Source organism: Clostridia bacterium (genome assembly GCA_019683875.1).
GTDB lineage: Bacteria > Bacillota > Sulfobacillia > RBS10-35 > Bu92 > Bu92.
Map to the genome: position 1 here is coordinate 1 of JADGHN010000027.1, position 18,806 is coordinate 18,806.

An 18,806-nucleotide genomic window follows, 5' to 3' on the forward strand; every position below is an offset into this window, starting at 1 on the left:
GGGGCGGGGGGGGGGGTAGCGAGCGGGGGGGGGCGGGGGACGCGGTGGCGGGCGCGCCCGCCGCCGCGACCACCGCGACCGCCGCGGCCGCGGCGGCCGCGGCCGGGCCCGCCGGACATGCGGCCCGCGACGGGTCGGCCGGCGCCGAGTTCAAGGCGGCAGCCGGGTCCGCAGATGACGGGCCGGCCGCCGCGGCGGCCGGGGCGCTTGCCGTGGCATCCCCTGCGCCTGTGGACGTGCGCGTGCTCGCCGATGCCGGCGAGTGGCGCGAGGCGTTCGCATCGCTCCGCGACGCGAACCACGTGGCCGTGGCCTTTCTTCCGGACCGGCCCGACACGCACCCCGTGCCGCCGGCCGCGCTGGCCGTCGCCGCCGGCGGGGGCCCCGTGTGGGCCGGCCCGTGCCGGACGGAGACGCTGGCGCTCCTCGCGGACCTGCCGTGCCCAGCGATCGGTCACGGCCTCAAGCCGCTCCTGACGGCCGCCGCTTATGCGGGGTTGCCCGTTCCCCGCTTGGCCTTCGATACCGAGCTCGCCGCGTACCTCCTGGACCCCGGCCGGTCGACGTACCCGCTCGAGGATCTCGTCCGGCACCGCCTCGGCGAAGAACTCCCGCCGCTGGAGCCGGGCGGCGACACGGACACGCGCTTGCGCGCGCTGGCGCGCCGCGCGCACGCCGTCCACCGCCTGGTCGGTCCGCTGCGCGCGGAACTGCAGGCGATGGGGCTGGAGAGGCTGTACGACGACGTGGAACTGCCGCTCGTGCCGGTGCTGGCGCGAGTGGAGGCGGCCGGCATCTGCGTCGACCGCGCGGCCCTGGAGGAGCTCGGGCGCACGTTCGCGGCGCGCATCGCGGAGCTCGAGCAGGAGATTTACGACCTCGCCGGCGGGCCGTTCAACATCAACTCCACTCAGCAACTCGGCGTGATCCTGTTCGAGCGGCTCGGCCTCGCGCCGCTCCGCAAGACGAAGACGGGATACTCCACGGATGCGGAGACTCTTGAGGCGCTCTCCGCCGAGCACCCGCTGCCGGCCAGGGTTCTGGAGTACCGCGGCCTCGTGAAGCTTCGGGGGACCTACGTGGAGGGCCTCGCCGAACAGATCGACCCGGCGACGGGCCGCATTCACACCACCCTCGCGCAGACGGTCGCGGCGACGGGCCGGCTGTCCAGCGTCGATCCGAACCTGCAGAACATTCCCGTGCGCGAGGAGATGGGCCGGCAACTGCGCAAGGCGTTCGTCGCCCCGCCGGGCCACCTCCTCCTCGCCGTCGACTACTCCCAGATCGAGCTTCGCCTCCTGGCGCACTTCTCGCAGGACGAGGGCATGATGGCCGCCTTCCGCGACGCCGCCGACATCCATCGCCAGACCGCCGCGGAAGTCTTCGGGGTGCCGCTGGAGGCGGTCACGCCGGAGATGCGCAGCGCGGCGAAGGCGGTCAACTTCGGCATCGTGTACGGGATCAGCGACTTCGGCCTCAGCCGCAACCTCGGCATCTCGCGGGAAGCCGCGCACGAGTTCATCGCCCGGTACTTCGAGCGCTACCCGGGCGTCAAGCGGTACCTGGACGAGACGGTCCGCCAGGCCCGCGAGGCCGGGTACGTGCGCACGCTGTTCGGCCGCATCCGCCACCTGCCCGACATCCACTCCCGCAACTTCGCGCGCCGCCAGTACGCGGAGCGCACCGCGATGAACACGCCGCTGCAGGGCACGGCCGCGGACCTGATCAAGGTCGCGATGCTGCGGGCCGACCGCGCCCTGCGCGAGCAGGGCCTGCGCGCCCGCATGGTGCTGCAGGTGCACGACGAGCTCATCTTCGAGGTGCCGGAAGAGGAGCTGCAGGCGGTGCGCGACCTGGCGATCGACGCCCTATCGGGCGCGGCCCGGTTGCGCGTGCCCCTTGTGGCCGAGGCCAAGTGTGGGCCGAACTGGTACGCCATGCGACCGATCTAGCCCGCGGTGCGCGGCGCCATGATCCGCCGCGAGCGTCCGACGAAGCGACGCGGCGACCCGGCGTGCCCCGCGAACCGGGCGCATCCACGGAGGAGTCATGCCGGAACTGCCTGAGGTGGAGACGGTGCGCCGCTCCCTGGCCCCGTGGGTCGAAGGGCGGCGGATCGCGGAGGTCCACGTATTCTCGCCGCACGTGGTGGACGGCGACCCGGACGCGTTCGCCCGGGCCGTGCGCGGCCTGCGCGTGCGGCGGCTGGCGCGCCGCGGCAAGTACCTCCTGTTTCGGATGGATCCTCCCCACACGCTGGCCGTACACCTGCGGATGACGGGACGGCTGCTCTACCTGGCGCCGTCCGGCCGCGCGCCCCGCGTGGAGCGCGGCGCGCCCGGCATCCACTCGCAGCGCGGCCGCGCGCTGGCGCTGGGGTGGCAGGCCCCGTCGTGGCTGGCCGGTCTCGGCGAGGCGGCCCTCGCGGCCGCGGGGCCTCCGCAGCATACCCATCTGGCCGCCCTCTTCGATGACGGCGGGGTGTTGATGTTCAACGACGTCCGCAAGTTCGGGCGGGTCGCGCTGTGGCCAGGCGCGAGTCCGCCGCCGCTCGTCCGGCTCGGCCCGGAGCCGCTGTCGCGCGCGTTCACGGCCGAGCGGTGGGCGCAGATCCTGGCCGGCCGCCGGGCTCCGATCAAGGCGTTGCTGCTCGACCAGCACAGCGTCGCGGGTCTCGGCAACATCTACGCGGACGAGGCGCTCTGGCGGGCGCGCGTGCACCCGGCCCGGCCCGCGGCCTCGCTCGCGAAGGAGGACGTCGCTCGCCTCCATCGCGCCGTGCGCCGCGTTCTGCGCGAGGCGATCGACCACCGCGGCACCACGCTGCGCGATTACCGCGACGGCGCCGGTCAAGCCGGCGGTTACGCGCCGCACCTTCGCGTCTACGGCCGCGCCGGGCAGCCGTGCCGCCGCTGCGGCCGGACCCTTGAGAAGACGGTCGTCGCCGGGCGCGGCACGACGTACTGCCCGGCCTGCCAGTCACGGTAACCGTTCTCCCCCGTGCGCCCATATCGTGGCGGGGCGGGGGAGATGCGCATTGATGCTGTCGGCCGTCCTCATCGCGGTCGCCGTGAGCCTCGACGGCCTCGTCGTCGGCGCCGCCTACGGCGTCCATCGGATTCGCCTCCACGTCGCCGGTCTGGCGATCATCGGCGCGACATCCACGCTCCTTGTGGCCGCGGCGCAGGCCGCTGGAGGGCGGTTGGCCGCGTGGTTGCCGCCGGAGTGGGCCGGCCGTCTCGGCGGCCTGATGCTGATCGCCGTCGGGGTGACGTTCCTTTTGCAGCAGCGGGCGTCCCGCGCGCCGTCGGATTCGGACACGCGCCCTCGCTCCACGAGCCGCGTGATCCAGATCTGGCGCGCGCCCGAGGCGGCGGACGCCGATCGTTCGGGGACGATTGACTGGCGCGAGGCGCTGGTCCTCGGACTCGCGCTGTCCATGGACGCGTTCGGCGCCGGGCTGGGCGCCGCCATCGGCGGGTGGGGCGGGGCGCTGCTGCCATGGCTCGTCGGAGCGTCCCAGATCACGTTCGTCGCCTGCGGACGATTCCTGGGGCGGCACGCCTTTTCGACGGTCGCCGCACGGCTCGACGTCCTTCCGGCCGTCCTCTTGATCGCCGTCGGCCTGGCTCGACTCGCCTGAAACGGGCGTCGACTGGCCGCCCGGCTTCCGACTGTGCTACCCTGTAGCTCGTTCGGGGGTCGGGCGAGTGTATCTCATCGGGTTGACGGGCGGGATCGCCAGCGGGAAGAGCACGGCGGCGGCCGCCCTGCGCGCCGCGGGCGCGCCGGTCGTGGACGCCGACGCGCTGGCGCGCGAAGTCGTCGAGCCCGGACGGCCTGCGTACGACGCGATCGTGCGTGCGTTCGGGCCGTCCGTCGTCCGGCCCGACGGCCGCCTGGACCGCGCGGCGCTGGGGCGCCTCGTCTTCGCCGACGAGGCCCGCCGCCGCGAGTTGGAGGCGATCGTCCACCCGGCCGTCGGCGCGGAGATCGAGGCGTGGCTGGCACGGCAGAAGGATGCCGGCGCCCCGGCCGCCGTCCTGGAGATCCCATTGCTGTTCGAATCCGGTTGGGACCGCCGCGTCGACGAGTCCTGGGTGATCGACGTCCCCGTCGAGACGCAGGTGGAGCGGCTCGTGCGGCGCGACGGCCTCAGTCGGGAAGAGGCGCGCGCGCGCGTCGCCGCGCAGCTCCCGAGGGAGGAGCGCCTGCGGCGCGCCACGCGGGTGTTCTTCAACGACGGCGACGTCGAGTCGCTCAAGGCGGCCGTCACCGCCGCCTGGCGCGAGGTGCTGGCGAAGATCGGCGGCGGAGCGGCATGAGCGCTTCGCGCCAAGAGCACGCCCGGCTCCGCCGGATCCGGCGTCCCCGGACGAGGCGGGGCGCCTCATGACGCGGCGTCGCCGATGGTGGACGGCAGTCGCGGTCGTCCTTGCGCTCGTCGGCGCGGCTCTCGCGGCGCGCTTGGCCGTGTACGCCGCGTATCCGTTTCCGTACCGCGACATCATCGAGGAAGCGGCGCGCGAATACGGCTTCGACCCGTTTCTCATCGCCGCCGTGATCCGTACGGAATCGCGCTTCCGGCCCGACGCCGTGAGTCCACCCGGGGCGCGCGGGCTGATGCAGCTCATGCCGGACACGGCGCGGCAGCTCGCCGCGAAGGACGGATACGCGTCGTTCGATGACGACATGCTGTTCGACCCGCGCGTCAACGTCCAGCTGGGCACCCAGTACCTGGCGGAGCTGCGGTCGGCGTTCGACGGCAGCCTGCCGGCCGCGCTGGCGGCGTACAACGGCGGGCGGCGGAACGTGCGCTCGTGGCTCGCCGAAGGCGTTTGGGACGGCACGTTCGAGCACGCCGAGCGCGTGCCGTTCTTGGAGACGCGCCGCTTCCTCGAACGCGTGCACCGCGCGCACCGCATCTACGCGTGGCTGTACCGCGGGGAGTAGGACGCGCGCCGCGATCGCGCGATGGGCGCACGCTCGCATTGCGCGCCGGCGCGACGCGTGGTAACATGATGGGCGCGCGAACGCGAAAAGTTTTGCCGAAGTGGTGGAACTGGCAGACACGCGGTGTTCAGGGCGCCGTGAGCCTTGCGCTCGTGTGGGTTCAAATCCCACCTTCGGCACCAAATTTGTGCGGAAGTGCTGGAACTGGCAGACAGGCACGTTTGAGGGGCGTGTGGCGAAAGCCGTGTGGGTTCAAGTCCCACCTTCCGCACCAGATCATTTCCGAAATGCTTCAGCGCCTGCGAGTCCAGGCGCTTTTCATTTTTTGTGCGGTCAATCGTGCCGGTAACTGAGGTGGTAGGGCACGCTCGTCACGAGCACGCCGGGCTTGAAGAGCAGCGCCGCCTTGAGCGCGAGCGCGAACTGGTTGTGCAGGATGACGTGCCACCAGCGTTCGGGCACGAATTCCGGGATCACGACCGTCACCACGGTGTAGACCGAACGGTCCTCTTCAGGCCCGACCTTCTGCAAGTGGTCCAGATACTCCAGGAGGGGGCCCAGCACGGACCGGTAGGGCGAGCGGATCACCACAAGCGGCACCGTCACGCCCCACTGCGCCCACTTTTCGCGCATCCGCTCTTCCTCGGCGTCGTCGGACGCGACCAGGACCGCCGTGACGTCCGGCGACAGGGTCTTGGCGTACTTCAGGGCCCACGCGGTGGGTCGGGTCAGCCCGCTCACCGGCACGATCACCTTGTTGACGATGCGGCGCGGATCGCGGTAACCCTGAAGGCTCAACTGGTGAGCCACGTGGAGGTAGTGCCGCTTGATCGACATGAACATCAGCACGAGCAGCGGGATGACGACCACGACGATCCACGCGCCCTCGAAAAACTTGCCCACCGTGAAGACGACGAGGACGAGCAGCGTCGCGGCGGCGCCCACGCCGTTGATCACCAGCGCCTGCCGCCACCGGCCTTCCCTCCGGGTGAGCCATCGCTTGACGAGGCCCGCCTGCGAGAGTGTGAACGAGATGAACACGCCAATGGCGTAGAGGGGGATCAACTTCGTGGTGCGGGCGTGGAACGCCACGAGAAGCAGGGCCGCCAGCATGGCGAGGATCACGATGCCGTTGCTGTACCCGAGCCGGTCCCCGCGGTGCGTCAGTTGCCGGGGCAGGTAGCCGTCGCGCGCCAGGATGGAGGCGAGGATGGGGAACCCGTTGAAGCTGGTGTTCGCCGCCAGCGACAGGATCAGGATCGTCGCGGTTTGTAGGAGGTAGTAGGCGAACCCCGAGCCGAATGCCTCGTGGCCGAGCTGCGACAGCACCGTCTGCTCGGGCCGCGGCAGGATGCCGTCGCGCACGGCGAGGTAGCTGCTTCCAAGGAAGAGCGAGCCGAGGATGATCGCCATGAGCGTCAGCGTGCGCGCTGCGTTCCGCGCCTGCGGCTCGCGGAAGAGCGGCACGCCGTTGCTGATGGCCTCGACCCCGGTCAGCGCCGTGCTCCCGGAGCTGAACGCTCGGAACAGCAACAACCAGCTCATCGTGTGCACCGCGGCGAAACCGGTGACCGGCGACACGTGCCGGGGGGAGTGGTGCGTCAGGTCGACGAGGATCGTCACGGCCAGCATGGCGATGAACAGGTACGTCGGAACGGCGAAGACGAACCCCGATTCCCGCACGCCCCGCAGGTTGATGATCATGACGGCGAAGACGATGAGCAGGGCGACGTCGACCCGATACGGCGCCAGCGTCCCGACGGCGGAGATGAGCGCGTCGACGCCCGACGAAATGCTCACGGCGACCGTCAAGGTGTAGTCGACCAGCAGCGCGGCGGCCGCGACCAGGCTCGCCGTCGTGCCGAGGTTGTCCCGGGCGACCACGTAGGCCCCGCCGCCGGATGGATAGGCAAAAATCACCTGACGGTAGGAGAGGGCGAGCAGCGCGAGAAGGCCGATGATGGCCAGCGAGATCGGCAGCACGACCGTCGTCTGCGTGAATCCCGCCGCGACGAGGACGATCAGAGTCTCCTCGGTTGCGTAGGCGACGGACGACAGGGCGTCGGCGGACAGCACCGCCAGGGCGCGGGCGATTCCGATGCGCTCGGATTCCTGGGCCCAGGTCGGCAGAGGCCTGCCGATGAGAAGTCGCTTAAGCAGCCGCCACACGGGTTGACCACTTCCGCTTACGCAGGCCATTCTAGTCCGTCGGCACGGCCAGTCAAGGCGAATTGTTCCCTGCCGCAGGGCGGACGGCCACGACCAGGGCGCCGCTCCGCCCCCCACGGGTGTTCAACAGCGCTGAACAAAATTGAAATGACCCCTGGACAGCGATGTATTCTTCCGTAATCATGGTGATCAGTAAGCATTCACCTACAAAGGGGTGCGATCATCGTGACAGACTCGGCACGGGCGCGGCTTCGTCTTAACCTGGGCGGCAACGAGATTGAAATCGAGGGTTCGGACGAGTTCATCCAGGCTGAAGTCGGCCGGCTGGCCAGCCTGGCCCGCCTTCTGAGCGGCGCGGCGGCGGCTCCTGAAGCGGAGGGCGACGAGGAATTCCCGGCGGACGCGGAGGAGTATTCCGCCACGCGGGTGCGTCTCCCTGAGGCCTTCCGCGACTGGATCGCGAAGATGCCGGAGAAGAAGACGGAGCGCATGAAGCTGCTCTGGGCCGGCTACTACGTCCAGCTGCACAGCCGGGACCGCACGTTCCGCATCCGCGACGTGAACAAGCTCCTGGAGGCGCAGGAGCTGACGATCAACCATCCGTCCCAGGTCGTGCACGCCGCGGTGAAGTCCGGCGAGGTGCTCCGCCTGACGCGCGGGCGGTACCGCGTCAGCAATCTCATCGCGCAGACCATCCAGGCTCATTTCCTCGCGTAAGCGTCGCGGCGAAGCCGCCGCGACCGGAAGCACGCCAGGTGCGCTTAAGAACGGTCAGGGGTCCCGTCGAGGGGCCCCTGCTTGCGCCCTTCGGGGCTGGGTTCAGGACGCTCAGGAGCGGGGTGTCGGCGAGTGACGCAAGGCGAAGCCGCATCATCGAAGACGCACGGACGCATGTGGGTCTTGGCGGGCCTCATGCTGAGCACGGCGCTCGCGGCGATGGACGGGACGATCGTCGCCACGGCCAGCCCCTCGATCGTCGCCGAGCTCGGCGGGTTCGCCCTCTTCCCGTGGCTGTTCTCCCTCTACCTGCTGTCGCAGGCCGTGACCATTCCCATTTACGGCAAGCTGGCCGACCTCTACGGGCGAAAGCCCGTGCTTCTGTTCGGCATCGCCGCGTTCGTGCTCGGTTCCGTGCTCTGCGGGTTCTCGTGGAGCATGATCGCGCTGATCGTGTTTCGAGGGCTTCAGGGGATCGGGGCGGGCGCCGTGCTCCCCATCACGATGACGATCGTCGGTGACTTGTTCAGCGTGGAAGAGCGGGCGCGGATCCAGGGGTACGTCAGCAGCGTGTGGGGCATCTCCGCGGTGGTCGCGCCAGCCGTGGGCGGCCTGTTCGTGCAGTACGCCTCATGGCGATGGGTGTTCCTGGTGAACGTGCCCATCGGAGCCCTCGCGGCGTGGACCATCGTCCGGTTTCTGCACGAGCGCGTCGCGTCGCGCGCGCACCGGATCGACGTCCCTGGCGCGGCGCTCCTCGCCGTGGGCGTCGGCCTTCTCATCTGGGGGTTTCTTGAGACCGGCCGGCCCTGGGGTGGCGGGGTGTGGGCGCGCGTCGCCGTCTTCGGTGCGGCCGTGGCGGTTCTGGCGCTGTTCGTCCTGGTGGAGCGACGCGCGTCGGAGCCGGTGCTGCCGCTCGGCGCGTTCCGGCAGCCGATGCTCGCCGGCGCCAACTTCAGCAACGTCGTGCTCGGCATGATCGTGGTGGGGTTGAGCTCGTTCATCCCGACGTTCGTCCAGGGCGTGCTCGGCGCGACGCCCCTCGTGGCCGGGTTCACCCTCGGGATGATGTCGATCGGCTGGCCGCTCGCCTCGAGCGTGTCGGGGCGCCTCTACCTGCGCCTTGGCTTCCGCCGCACGGCCCAGATCGGGACCGTCCTCTGCGCGGCGGCCGGCGCGGTTCTCCTGCTGGTGCGCCCGGCGAGTTCCGTCGCGCACGTCGCGCTGGGCTGCTTCGCCATGGGCGCCGGACTGGGGCTGGCGACCACGTCCGTGCTCGTCGCCGTGCAGGCGGCCGTCGAATGGCAGCAGCGCGGGATGGCGACGGGCGCGGTGACGTTCATGCGCATGCTCGGCAGCGCCGTGGGCGCGTCCCTGTACGGCGGCATCGTCAACGCGACGCTGGCGAGGGCGCTGGCGACGGCGCCGGGCCTTCTCCGCACGCAGCTGCCGGCGACGACCGACGTGGCGTCGACTCTCATGGAACGCGCCTCAACCGGCGCGTCGCCGGAGGCGCTCGCCTACGTGCGGGCGGCGCTCTACTCCGGCGTGCACCACGTGTTCGCGGTGACGGTGGTGGCCGCGGCGCTGGCCTTCTGGTTCGTGACGTGGATCCCCGCGCGGGTGGAGCGGATCCGGGTGTAACCGCCCGGGCGGAGGATAGGACTTGGCCCCCCGGCGGCGAATCCTTTCGGGCGCGCCCGTCCCTCGTGGAGGGTGTCGGCAAGCCCGCACACTCGGCGCCGGGGAGGTCTGTCCTTGTCAACGGGAGCGTCATCGCGCGCCCGCCGCTCGCGCGGCGCGCTTGTCAAGGCGGCGGTCAGCATCCTCCTGGCAGCGGCCTTCACCGTGCCGCTCGCCCTGCCGATCGGCCCCCTGCCTGCGCTCGGGCCGACGTTCAACCCGGTCACCGGCGTTTTCGCCGGAGTCTCGCGCGACATGCCGGAGAAGCTCGCCCTGCCGGGCCTGCAGGCGCCGGTCGCCGTCCGCGAGGATGCCTACGCGGTGCCGCACATCTTCGCACAGAACGATCACGACGTCTTCTTCGCCCAGGGCTACCTGGTGGCCCGCAACCGCATGGTGCAGATGGACCTCATGCGGCGCAGCGGGTCCGGGCGGCTGGCGGAGATCCTCGGCGAAAGCCTTGTGCCTTCGGACGCGCTGCAGCTGACGCTCGGTCTCCGGCGCACGGCCGAGGCGGAGGCGCGGACGCTGAAGGCCGAGTATCCAGAGGTGTACGCGCATCTTCAAGCCTACGCCGACGGCGTGAATGCCTGGCTTGAGGAGGCGCGGCGGACGCACGCGCTGCCTGCGCCCTTCCGCCTGCTCGGTTACGTGCCGGAGCCGTGGACGCCGGTCGATTCGCTCGTCGTCCAGGGCATCATGACGGAGGATCTCGCCCTCTCCATGCAGCCGCTGGCGCGCGTGGTCGCGGAGGCAAAGCTGGGAAGCGCCCGCGCCGGCGCCCTGTTCCCGGAATTGCCGGTCAACGAGCAGCACCCGTACGATCCGGGCCCGTATCCGCAGGACGCGCCCGTGGACGCGGCGACCCTACGGGCACGCGCGCTGGACTTCGGTCCCGGGGCCGGGGTCGGCGGCGCGGTCGGCGGGGGCGAACCCCAGACCGCCGCGGGCGCGCCGCGGCCGGGCTGGCCCGGGCCGGCGGCTGCCGCTCAGGTCGCTCGCGCCGGAGGCGCCCCCGTTTCGGGCGGCGCCGGTGCCGAGATCGGAGGCGCGGCCGCATCGCCCGCCGACTTCGCGGACGCGCTGGCCGGTTTCCTGAGAGTGGTGTCCGGGGCGGCGGGACCGCTCGCCACGGCGATCTTCCAACACCCCGGCAACAGCAACAACTGGGTTGTCGACGGGACGCTCACGGATACCGGCAAGCCGTACCTGGCCGGCGACCCGCACCTCGCCCTGACCCTGCCCGCCATCTGGTACGAGGTGCACCTGAACGCGCCGGACCTCGACGTCTACGGCGTCAGCATTCCGGGGACGCCGGGGGTCGTGATCGGCCACAACCGCGACGTCGCGTGGAGCCTCACGAACACGGAGAACCAGCAGACCTTCTTCTACTCCGAGGTCGTGAGCCCGCAGCATCCGGATGCCTACCTGTACAAGGGCCGATGGGTGAAGTTCTCCCACTACGCGGTGGACATCAGGGTCAAGGGCGGCGCCACGAAGCATCTGGACATCCCGTGGACGGTGCACGGTCCGGTGTTGAGCGAGTTGCCGGGCGTGCCGCCGCTTCATGGGCTGACGGTGTCCATGGCCTACACCGGCAACCTTGACTCGCACGACTTCGTCGCGATCGACCGGCTCATGCGGGCCAAGAGCGCCTCGGACGTGAGGGCGGCGTTGCGGGAGTGGGGCAGCCCGACGCAGAACTTCGCCTACGCCACGCGGCAGGGGGACATCGGCATCATCTCCGCCGGCTACTACCCCCTCATCGCCGGCGACGCCAAACCGTGGCTTCTGCTCCCGGGGACCGGCGAGGCCGACTGGATCGGGCTGATCCCCTACGAGCGGGTTCCGCAGGTGCACAACCCTGCTTGGCACTACGCGTTCACCGCGAACCAGCGGGAGGTCGGCCCGGGGTACCCGTACTACATCGGAACGACGGACAACTTTTTCGCCGAGGGCTACCGCGCCGACACCATCGACGCGTTCCTCGCCGACCCGGCGAACCGCCCGCTGACGCAGGAGAAGATGGCGGAATTGCAAACCTCCAACCGCGACGCCATGGCGCAGCGCGTGGTGCCGGCCCTCGTCCGGGCTGTTCGCGCCGCGGGCGACGTGCCCGCCGACGTGAAAACGGCGGCCGACCTGCTCGCCCGGTGGGATGGCGTGATGGACAAGGACGAGGCGGCGCCGGCCATCTGGTGGGTCTTTCTCGACCATTACGTGAAGGACACGTTCGGGCCGTGGTGGGCGAAGACCGGGCTCGACAAGGTGCCGGGACTGGAGTTGCGTCCCAACTTCGCGCCGCTGGACCAGGCGCTGGAGGTCCTGACGACGGCGCCCGTCGACTCGCCCGAGTACCAGGCGCTGGATCATCCGGGCGGCGCGCGGGAGTCGTGGTTCGACGATCCCGTCAAGGGGTTGCACCGGACGCGGGAACAGGTGATGGTGCAGGCCCTTGAGGACGCGGTCAAGGATCTCAAGCAGCGGCTGGGGCCGGATCCGGGCGCGTGGCGCTGGGGCGAACTGCATCACCGGCTCGTCGAGTCGTTGCTCCAGGCGCCCGCGCTGGCACGCGGCCCGTTCCCGGCGGACGGAGACGCCTTCACGCCCAACGCCGCGGGAGGCGAGCCGTCGACGCACGGGCCGAGCTGGCGCATGATCGCGAATCTCGCCGATTGGAGCTCGTCCTGGGGCGTGTACCCCGGCGGGCAGTCCTGGGACCCGTCCAGCGCGCACTACGACGACCAGCTGCCGCTCTGGCGAGCGTACCGGTACAAGACGCTGCCGTTCCCCGCGACGCCCGGCGAAGCCGGCGGTTGGGTCCGGCGCGCGTACACCTTGGAACCTGCGGGAGGGGGCGCAAGGTGATGAAATCCGCCTGGACAGGACCCCTGGCGTTCGCGCTGACGCTCGGCGGGCTCCTGATCGGACTGTGGTGGGCTGCGCCGGTGGCCGGGTTGGTCGCGGGGGCGGCATCCCGCGCGGGCGGCCGCCCGTTCCTGGACACGTCGCTCGGCACGCTGCTCGCGTGGGCGGTGGCGGACGTGTGGCGGCTGCTGTTCTGGCGCGGCTACGAGCAGGCGCAAGTGGTCGCCGCGCTCGCCGGGCTGCCTACCGCGGCCGGCGCCGCGTTCTTCGTCCTGCCGGGCCTGGTGGCCGCGCTGGCCTCGGGATGCGCGGCGGCCGCGGCTGCCCACGCGCTCGCCGCAGCGGCCGCTCGCGGTGAAGCATCGCGCCGGCTGAATTGAGGAGGTTTCCATTGGACGCGACCTGGTCCCAAGCCGTGGAGTTGGATCGTGTCGACCCGCTCGCCGGGTTTCGTTCCCGTTTCTACGTCCCCGACGGCGTCATCTACCTGGACGGGAACTCGTTGGGGCTCCTTTCGCGGGACGCGGAGGCGTCGCTCCTGCGGGTGTTGGACGAGTGGAAGCGCCTCGCCGTCGACGGCTGGACGCGCGCACAGCCGGCCTGGTTCGAGACCGGCGAGCGCCTCGGCGCCATGATGGCGGAACTCATGGGCGCGGCGGCGGAGGAGGTCGTCGTCACGGGGTCCACGACCGTCAACCTGCACCAGCTGGTGCGGACGTTCTACCGGCCGACCCGCGAGCGCTTCGTGATCGTCGCCGACCGGCTCAACTTCCCGTCGGACCAGTACGCGCTTGAGGCCATCGTGGCGGAGCGCGGGCTTGACCCCGCGGAGGCCATCCGCTGGGTGCCCTCGCGGGACGGCCGCACGATCGAAGAGGCGGACGTCGAAGCGGCCTTGGACCGCGATGTCGCGCTGCTTCTTCTGCCCAGCGTGTACTACACGAGCGGCCAGCTGCTGGATGTCGCCCGTCTGACGCGTGCCGCGCACCGCGCCGGAGCGCTGGCCGGGTTCGACCTCTGCCACAGCGCGGGCGTCATGCCCCACCGGCTGGACGAGTGGGACGTCGATTTCGCGTTCTGGTGCACGTACAAATATCTCAACGGCGGTCCGGGGGCGACGGCCGCGCTCTACGTCAACCGGCGCCATTTCGGCCGGAGGCCGGCGCTAGCCGGGTGGTGGGGGTCGCGCAAGGACCGGCAGTTCGACATGACGCCGGACTTCATCCCCGCGCCGCACGCCGGAGCGTGGCAGATCGGCACGATCCCGATGCTGAGCACCGCGCCGCTCGAAGGGGCGCTGCGGGTCGCGCTCGACGCCGGGATCGACCGCGTCCGGGAGAAGTCGCTGCGCCAGACGGAGTACCTGATCGCGCTCGCGGACGCGCATCTGCGCGAGTTCGGCTTCGAGCTCGCCACGCCGCGAGACCCGGCGCGTCGCGGGGGACACGTGGCGCTCGCCCACCCGCAGGCGGTGCGCATCGCGAAGGCGCTGAAGGCCGCGGGCGTCGTGCCCGACTTTCGCGTGCCCGACATCGTCCGGCTCGCTCCGTCGCCCCTCTACACGTCCTTCCGCGAGATCTGGGATGCCGTCATGCGCTTGCGGGACATCATGACGACGGAAGCGTGGCGCGCCTTCCCCTCCGAGCGGGATGCGGTCGCGTGAGGGAGTTGAACGCTGTGACGACAGGGAACCGCCGTCGCTCGCCGGCCCGTGCCCTGTGGGCGGCCACGCTGTTGGCCGCGCTGCTGCTCTCGGGCTGCGCGAGAAAGCCGCACGCGTCCGTGCCGGCGCCGTCCTCTGAGACCGGCCAGGCTTCCGAGGCGGTCAGCGAGGGGCCGGCAGGAGGCAGAGGCAGCGAGACGGTCACTTCGGAATCCGCGCCCTTCGTCCCGTTCGCCGCGATCATCGACAATGAACGTCACGCGCGCCCGCAGTCCGGCCTGGACAAGGCGGCGATCGTCGTGGAGATGCTCGCGGAAGGCGGGATCACGCGCTACTTCGCCGTGTTCGACAAGGATCCGGGCGAGCCCATCGGCCCCGTCCGTTCGGCGCGCATCTACTTCAACCGGCTGAGCCACCTGTGGGGGTTGGCCGTGGCGCACGCGGGCGGCAACCGGGACGCGCTCGCCGACTGGAAGGCGCACGCGAAGTACGACATCGACGCCATCTACACCAACGGGGGCGCCTTCTACCGCGACGCCAGCCGCAAGGCGCCGCACAACATGTACACGACGCCCGATCGGATCGAGAAGGTGCTGGCCGCGCGGGGCCTTCAGGCGACCGCGCCCTCGCTGCCGCTGGGCCCGGCGGCCGATGGCGAGGCCGCGTCCGGCGTCGAGGTCAAGTTCCCTGGCGGAGACACCGTCGCCTGGCGGGGCGGCGCGGACGGCCGCTGGCAGCGCGAGGTGGGCGGCAAGGCGGACGAGACGGCGGACGGGTCCCCCATCGCCGCGGACAACGTGATCGTGGTGGTGGCGCCGGTGCGCTCCAACCCCGACCCGTGGACGGTGGGCGCGATCGACGTGCAGTGGGAGAAGGCCGGCAAGGCATGGCTCTTCCGCAACGGGAAAGTCACGGCCGGGACGATGCGCTTCACTCCGTCGGGGATCGAGTTCAAGGACGAGGACGGCCGGACGGCGGGGCTGACGGCCGGGTCGCTCTGGATCGAGGTCGTGCCGGCGGCGGATGACGTGAACGTTCTGCCGTAAGGAGAGGTGGTCGCACGTGGCGCAGGAAGAGACGAAGAAGCCTCGCTGCCAGCGGTGCGGGGTGGAGCTGACGCCGGAGAACCGCTCCCAGTCCAGCGGCTATTGCGACGCGTGCCAGGCCCTGGTGGAGGGCGAGATCCGGCGCCTGCATCAGGACAAGGAATCTTAGGGACGCGCGAGGAAACTCGCAGCCCCGCGTCGAAATCCGCCTTCGTTGAGTGCAACGCCCTTCAGGGTGGCGGCGGGTGACCGGCACTCGTCGCGGTGGGTTCGATTCCCACGGGGCACGTGGGGGCCGCTCCGGACGGGGTGGCCCCCGTTGCGTTTCAGGCGTACCATGGAGCCATGGCGCACGAACGCGTCTCGGCCCACGTCTGGCGCGTGCCGTTGGCGTCCCGGACGCTCCCGCCCGCGGACCACACGAACGTGTACGTGATCGGTTCGAGGGACGGGGCGGTGGTGTGGGACGCCGGCGCCGCTGCACCCGCGGGGCTCGACGACGTCCGTGCGGCGCTTGCGGACTGCGGCGCGCCGCGCGTCGAGGCGATCGTCTTGAGCCACGCGCACCCGGATCACGTGGAAGGGCTGGACCGCTTCCAGGCTGCTCTGGGCGCGCCGGTGCGCGCGCATCCGATCGTCGAGGAACGCGTGCGGCACGTCTACCCGAGCCTCCTCTGGGGGCCGCCCCTTCTCGACGGGGACGCCATCCCCGCCGGCGGGACCACGCTCCAGGTTCTCCTCACGCCCGGCCACGCGCCCGGCCACCTGGCCGGCTGGTGCGCCGAAGACCGCACGCTGCTCGCCGGGGATCTGCTGGCCGGTGTCGGCACGGTGGCCATCATCCCTCCTGAAGGCGACTTGCGCGAGTACCTCCGCAGCCTGGAGCGAATTCTGGCTCTCGGCGCGGAACGCGCCGCGCCGGGTCACGGCCCGGTCATCGAGCGACCGCAGGCGGCCATCCGGGAGGTGCTCCGCCACCGGCAGGAGAGGGAGGCCCAGGTGCTGGCCGCGCTCGCCGCGGGCCGGCGCGCCGTGCCGGAGATCGCCCGCGAGATCTACGGCGACAGCCTGGACGAGCGCCTGCGCCCGTTCGCCGAAGCCACCGTGCTCGCCCACCTTCAGAAGCTGCGGGGCGAGGGCCGCGTCGCGGAAGGGCCGGGGCGCGCGTGGTTCCTCCTTTCATGAATCCTCCAGCGTTGGACAAGACTACCCCGCGAAGGGGTGGTGGCGGTGGCGGATCACCGCGGGCCCGCTCCGGCGCGAAGGCGGCGGGGATCGCGGGCGCGCGCGGCGGCGCTGCTCCTCGTGCTCCTGGCCGCGCTGGGCGCGACCGCGGTCGCCTGCGGCCAGGCGAATCCTCGCGGCAAACCCGGCGTGCTGGCGTCCAGGGGCGGCGCCTCGCCCGGCTCGATCTCCTGGGAGGGCATGCGCGCCCGGGATCCGGCCCTCTCCGCGTACCATGTCGTGCAGGCGGTGTCGGAAGGGAACTGGTGGGGCCTGGGCGACCGCGCCGCGATCGAGTTCCTGGTCAAGGGCGACGCCGTCCGGGCCGTGCGCCTGCGGCTGCCCGACGGCGTGGGCGCCGAGCCTCCGGTCCCGGATTGGCGCCTGAACCTGCCGCCGACGGCCGCGCCGCGGTGGGAATCGGTCCGCGCTCACAACGCCGCGTGGCGGCAGGCGCGCGCGCTCGCCCCGTTCGCGCCGGGGATCGGCGTCCGGTGGGGGTGGCCGGGCCACGGCCTGCGCGCGCTGGTCGACCACGCGGGCGTGCTCGTGGGCGTCGAAGCCGTCGTGCCGACCGGTGAAGGCTGGTCGCCGGCGTACGAGGAGGCGCCCGGCGAGACGCTGCAGGTCATGGGCGGCGGGCGGGCCTACGCCCAGCGCGTGCTGTTCCGATCGCCGGCCGACATCCGGTAGCAGGCCCGGTCCTTTCGCCTCAGGTCTCCCGTGGGTACCATGGACATGGCACTCGTTGGGAGGTCGTTCGATGGCCGCGTGGGACCACCTGGTCGACCTCTGCCGCTTGCCCCATCGCGGCTCGACGACGCGGCTGGAGGCGGAGGCGGCGCGGCGGCTCGCCGACCGGCTGCGCGAAACCGGGGCGGATGTCCGCGTCGAACCGTTTTCCGCCCCGCGCGACACCCTGTACCGCGGGCCGGCCCTCGTCACGATCGCCGCCGGCCTGGCCTGCACGCTCGCCTGGTCGCACCCCTGGTGGGGTTTGGCCGTCCAGATCGTCTTCCTGGCCATCCTCGTGGGGGAGTTGCTCGGGTCGCTCGCCGTCGACTTCGACCTCATCCTGCCGCGTTCCCCTTCCCAGAACGTCGTGGCGGTCTGGCCGGGAGACCCGTCGCTTGAGCGTTCGCCGCTCGTCCTCATGGCCCACTACGACACGCAAAAGGCGTCATGGCTCTTCCACCCGCGCCTCGTGCCATGGTTGCCCGCCATTTTCGGCCTGGCGTACGCGGCGCTGGGCGGCGCCACGGCGGCCCTCGGCGCCCACGCCCTCTCGCCCGCGGCCGGCTGGCCCGCGCCGGTGGCGCGGGTGTGCGCCGTCGTGCTTCTCGTGTTCGCGGCCCTCCTCGCATGGGGAGGGTGGCGCGGCGTCGACGTGCCCGGAGCGAACGACAACGGCAGCGGCGTCGCCCTGGCCCTGGCCCTCGCGGAGCGCTGGCGAGACGACCCGCCGAGCGCCCGCCCGCTGTGGGTGGTGCTGACGGGCGCGGAGGAGGTCGGGGAGCGCGGGGCCAAGGCGTTCCTTCGTCACCACGCCGCCGCGCTCGACCCCAGGGAGACGTTGATCGTCAACCTGGACAACATCGGCGGCGGCCAGCTGCGCTTTCTCACCGGCGAGGGCCTCTTGCGGTACTATCCGTACGATACGCACCTGCTGTCCGCCGCACGCGTGCTTTCCATGCACCGCGCCCCCGACCGCGTGGGGCCCTGGCGCAACCTGGTCCTGCCCACGGACGCGCTGCCGCTCGCGGCACGAGGGTTCCGCGTCATCACGTTCGTGGGCATCGGCCGCGGCGGGGCGATCCCGAACTACCATTGGCCGACGGACACGCTGGGGCGCGTCGATCGCCACCTGCTCGCGTTTGCGGAGGAATTCCTTTGGGAGTATCTGCGCGTCGTCGTCAACCCGCCGCGCGCCGAGGCGCGCGCGGGCGGGCCGCGATCCTCGGCGCGATGATCCTCGCCGCCGGCGTGCTTGTCTCGGGGTGCGCGGTCCACGGCGGGCGCAGCCCGCAGGCCCGCCCGGAGGATGTCGACGTGCTGTACGCCGGCTCGCTGGTCGGTCCGGTGGAGACGGACGTCGTGCCGGCGGCCGCACGGCTCGGGCTGCGCGTGCAAGGCGAGGGCGGGGGCACGTACGAGAATCTGCGGCTGCTCGAGGACGGGGTGAAGCGCCCCGACCTGTGGCTGGGCGCGGATCCGGCCGCCGTCGACGCGGAGGTGGGGGACGGCCGCCCGTTCGCCTGGCACGTGGCGTTCCTGGCGAACGAGCTGGTCATCGCCTATGCGCCGGAGGGGCCGCGCGCGCCATCGTTCGAGCGGGCCGCGCGGGGCGAGGTGCCGTGGTACGCGCCGCTCCTCGCGCCAGGGGTCCGCTTCGGGCGCACCGACCCGGCCGTCGACCCGAAGGGCGCGCGCTGGCTCGTCGCGCTGCGGCTGGCGGCGCGCCAGGGCGCGCCCCCGGCGCTCGC

General features: G+C 71.7%; 17 protein-coding genes and 2 tRNA genes. 18 read left to right on the forward strand and 1 reads right to left on the reverse strand.

The genetic code is table 11. From position 1 onward, the window contains the following. The first annotated feature begins 212 nt into the window (after positions 1 to 212). From polA to IRZ18_03660, 7 genes are all read left to right on the forward strand, one after another. On the forward strand, positions 213 to 1,952 hold the full coding sequence (gene polA, locus IRZ18_03630) for a DNA polymerase I (GenBank protein MBX5476198.1): 1,740 nt from the start codon (positions 213 to 215) through the stop codon (positions 1,950 to 1,952). Between the two features lie 97 nt (positions 1,953 to 2,049). Next, complete coding sequence (gene mutM / locus IRZ18_03635) at positions 2,050 to 2,988, forward strand: bifunctional DNA-formamidopyrimidine glycosylase/DNA-(apurinic or apyrimidinic site) lyase (protein ID MBX5476199.1); 939 nt, start codon at positions 2,050 to 2,052, stop codon at positions 2,986 to 2,988. A 52-nt stretch (positions 2,989 to 3,040) separates the two neighbouring features. Further along, positions 3,041 to 3,643, forward strand: coding sequence for a sporulation membrane protein YtaF (gene ytaF / locus IRZ18_03640; protein ID MBX5476200.1), 603 nt, complete (start codon positions 3,041 to 3,043; stop codon positions 3,641 to 3,643). A 67-nt stretch (positions 3,644 to 3,710) separates the two neighbouring features. Then, positions 3,711 to 4,325: a dephospho-CoA kinase gene (locus tag IRZ18_03645; GenBank protein MBX5476201.1), complete on the forward strand. Its 615-nt coding sequence runs from the start codon at positions 3,711 to 3,713 to the stop codon at positions 4,323 to 4,325. 67 nt (positions 4,326 to 4,392) lie between these two features. Next, on the forward strand, positions 4,393 to 4,953 hold the full coding sequence (locus IRZ18_03650; GenBank protein ID MBX5476202.1) for a lytic transglycosylase domain-containing protein: 561 nt from the start codon (positions 4,393 to 4,395) through the stop codon (positions 4,951 to 4,953). A gap of 94 nt (positions 4,954 to 5,047) precedes the next feature. After that, a tRNA-Leu gene (locus IRZ18_03655) sits at positions 5,048 to 5,135 on the forward strand. A 7-nt stretch (positions 5,136 to 5,142) separates the two neighbouring features. Further along, positions 5,143 to 5,227: transfer RNA gene (locus IRZ18_03660), tRNA-Leu, on the forward strand. 59 nt (positions 5,228 to 5,286) lie between these two features. On the opposite strand, the gene IRZ18_03665 is transcribed toward IRZ18_03660, so the two are convergent. Further along, positions 5,287 to 7,152, reverse strand: a complete 1,866-nt coding sequence (locus IRZ18_03665; protein MBX5476203.1) for an APC family permease — start codon at positions 7,150 to 7,152, stop codon at positions 5,287 to 5,289. 195 nt (positions 7,153 to 7,347) lie between these two features. Here IRZ18_03665 and IRZ18_03670 point away from each other — a divergent pair, with 195 nt between their 5' ends. The 11 genes from IRZ18_03670 to IRZ18_03720 form a co-directional block, all read left to right on the forward strand. After that, positions 7,348 to 7,839, forward strand: a complete 492-nt coding sequence (locus tag IRZ18_03670) for a hypothetical protein (protein MBX5476204.1) — start codon at positions 7,348 to 7,350, stop codon at positions 7,837 to 7,839. Between the two features lie 174 nt (positions 7,840 to 8,013). Beyond that, the gene (locus IRZ18_03675; protein MBX5476205.1) at positions 8,014 to 9,483 is read left to right on the forward strand and encodes an MFS transporter; all 1,470 of its coding nucleotides are present in this window, start codon (positions 8,014 to 8,016) and stop codon (positions 9,481 to 9,483) included. A gap of 114 nt (positions 9,484 to 9,597) precedes the next feature. Continuing rightward, complete coding sequence (locus IRZ18_03680) at positions 9,598 to 12,390, forward strand: penicillin acylase family protein (GenBank protein ID MBX5476206.1); 2,793 nt, start codon at positions 9,598 to 9,600, stop codon at positions 12,388 to 12,390. Further along, entirely contained in the window at positions 12,387 to 12,770 is a 384-nt protein-coding gene (locus IRZ18_03685) for a hypothetical protein (GenBank protein ID MBX5476207.1), read from the forward strand. Before IRZ18_03680 ends, IRZ18_03685 begins: the two co-directional genes overlap by 4 nt. Positions 12,771 to 12,781: 11 nt before the next feature. After that, on the forward strand, positions 12,782 to 14,053 hold the full coding sequence (gene kynU, locus IRZ18_03690) for a kynureninase (GenBank protein MBX5476208.1): 1,272 nt from the start codon (positions 12,782 to 12,784) through the stop codon (positions 14,051 to 14,053). Beyond that, on the forward strand, positions 14,050 to 15,099 hold the full coding sequence (locus tag IRZ18_03695) for a DUF3048 domain-containing protein (GenBank protein MBX5476209.1): 1,050 nt from the start codon (positions 14,050 to 14,052) through the stop codon (positions 15,097 to 15,099). The genes kynU and IRZ18_03695 overlap by 4 nt, the downstream gene beginning before the upstream one ends. Positions 15,100 to 15,115: 16 nt before the next feature. Next, complete coding sequence (locus IRZ18_03700) at positions 15,116 to 15,268, forward strand: hypothetical protein (protein ID MBX5476210.1); 153 nt, start codon at positions 15,116 to 15,118, stop codon at positions 15,266 to 15,268. Positions 15,269 to 15,444: 176 nt separating this feature from the next. Continuing rightward, positions 15,445 to 16,284 (forward strand): MBL fold metallo-hydrolase, encoded by an 840-nt coding sequence (locus IRZ18_03705; protein MBX5476211.1) that lies wholly within the window; start codon positions 15,445 to 15,447, stop codon positions 16,282 to 16,284. A 45-nt stretch (positions 16,285 to 16,329) separates the two neighbouring features. Next, the gene (locus IRZ18_03710; GenBank protein ID MBX5476212.1) at positions 16,330 to 17,016 is read left to right on the forward strand and encodes a hypothetical protein; all 687 of its coding nucleotides are present in this window, start codon (positions 16,330 to 16,332) and stop codon (positions 17,014 to 17,016) included. Positions 17,017 to 17,086: 70 nt separating this feature from the next. Next, positions 17,087 to 18,292, forward strand: coding sequence for a M20/M25/M40 family metallo-hydrolase (locus IRZ18_03715; GenBank protein MBX5476213.1), 1,206 nt, complete (start codon positions 17,087 to 17,089; stop codon positions 18,290 to 18,292). Next, a partial coding sequence (locus IRZ18_03720) for a substrate-binding domain-containing protein (GenBank protein ID MBX5476214.1) occupies positions 18,289 to 18,806 on the forward strand: 518 nt, incomplete at its 3' end. The genes IRZ18_03715 and IRZ18_03720, both read left to right, overlap by 4 nt.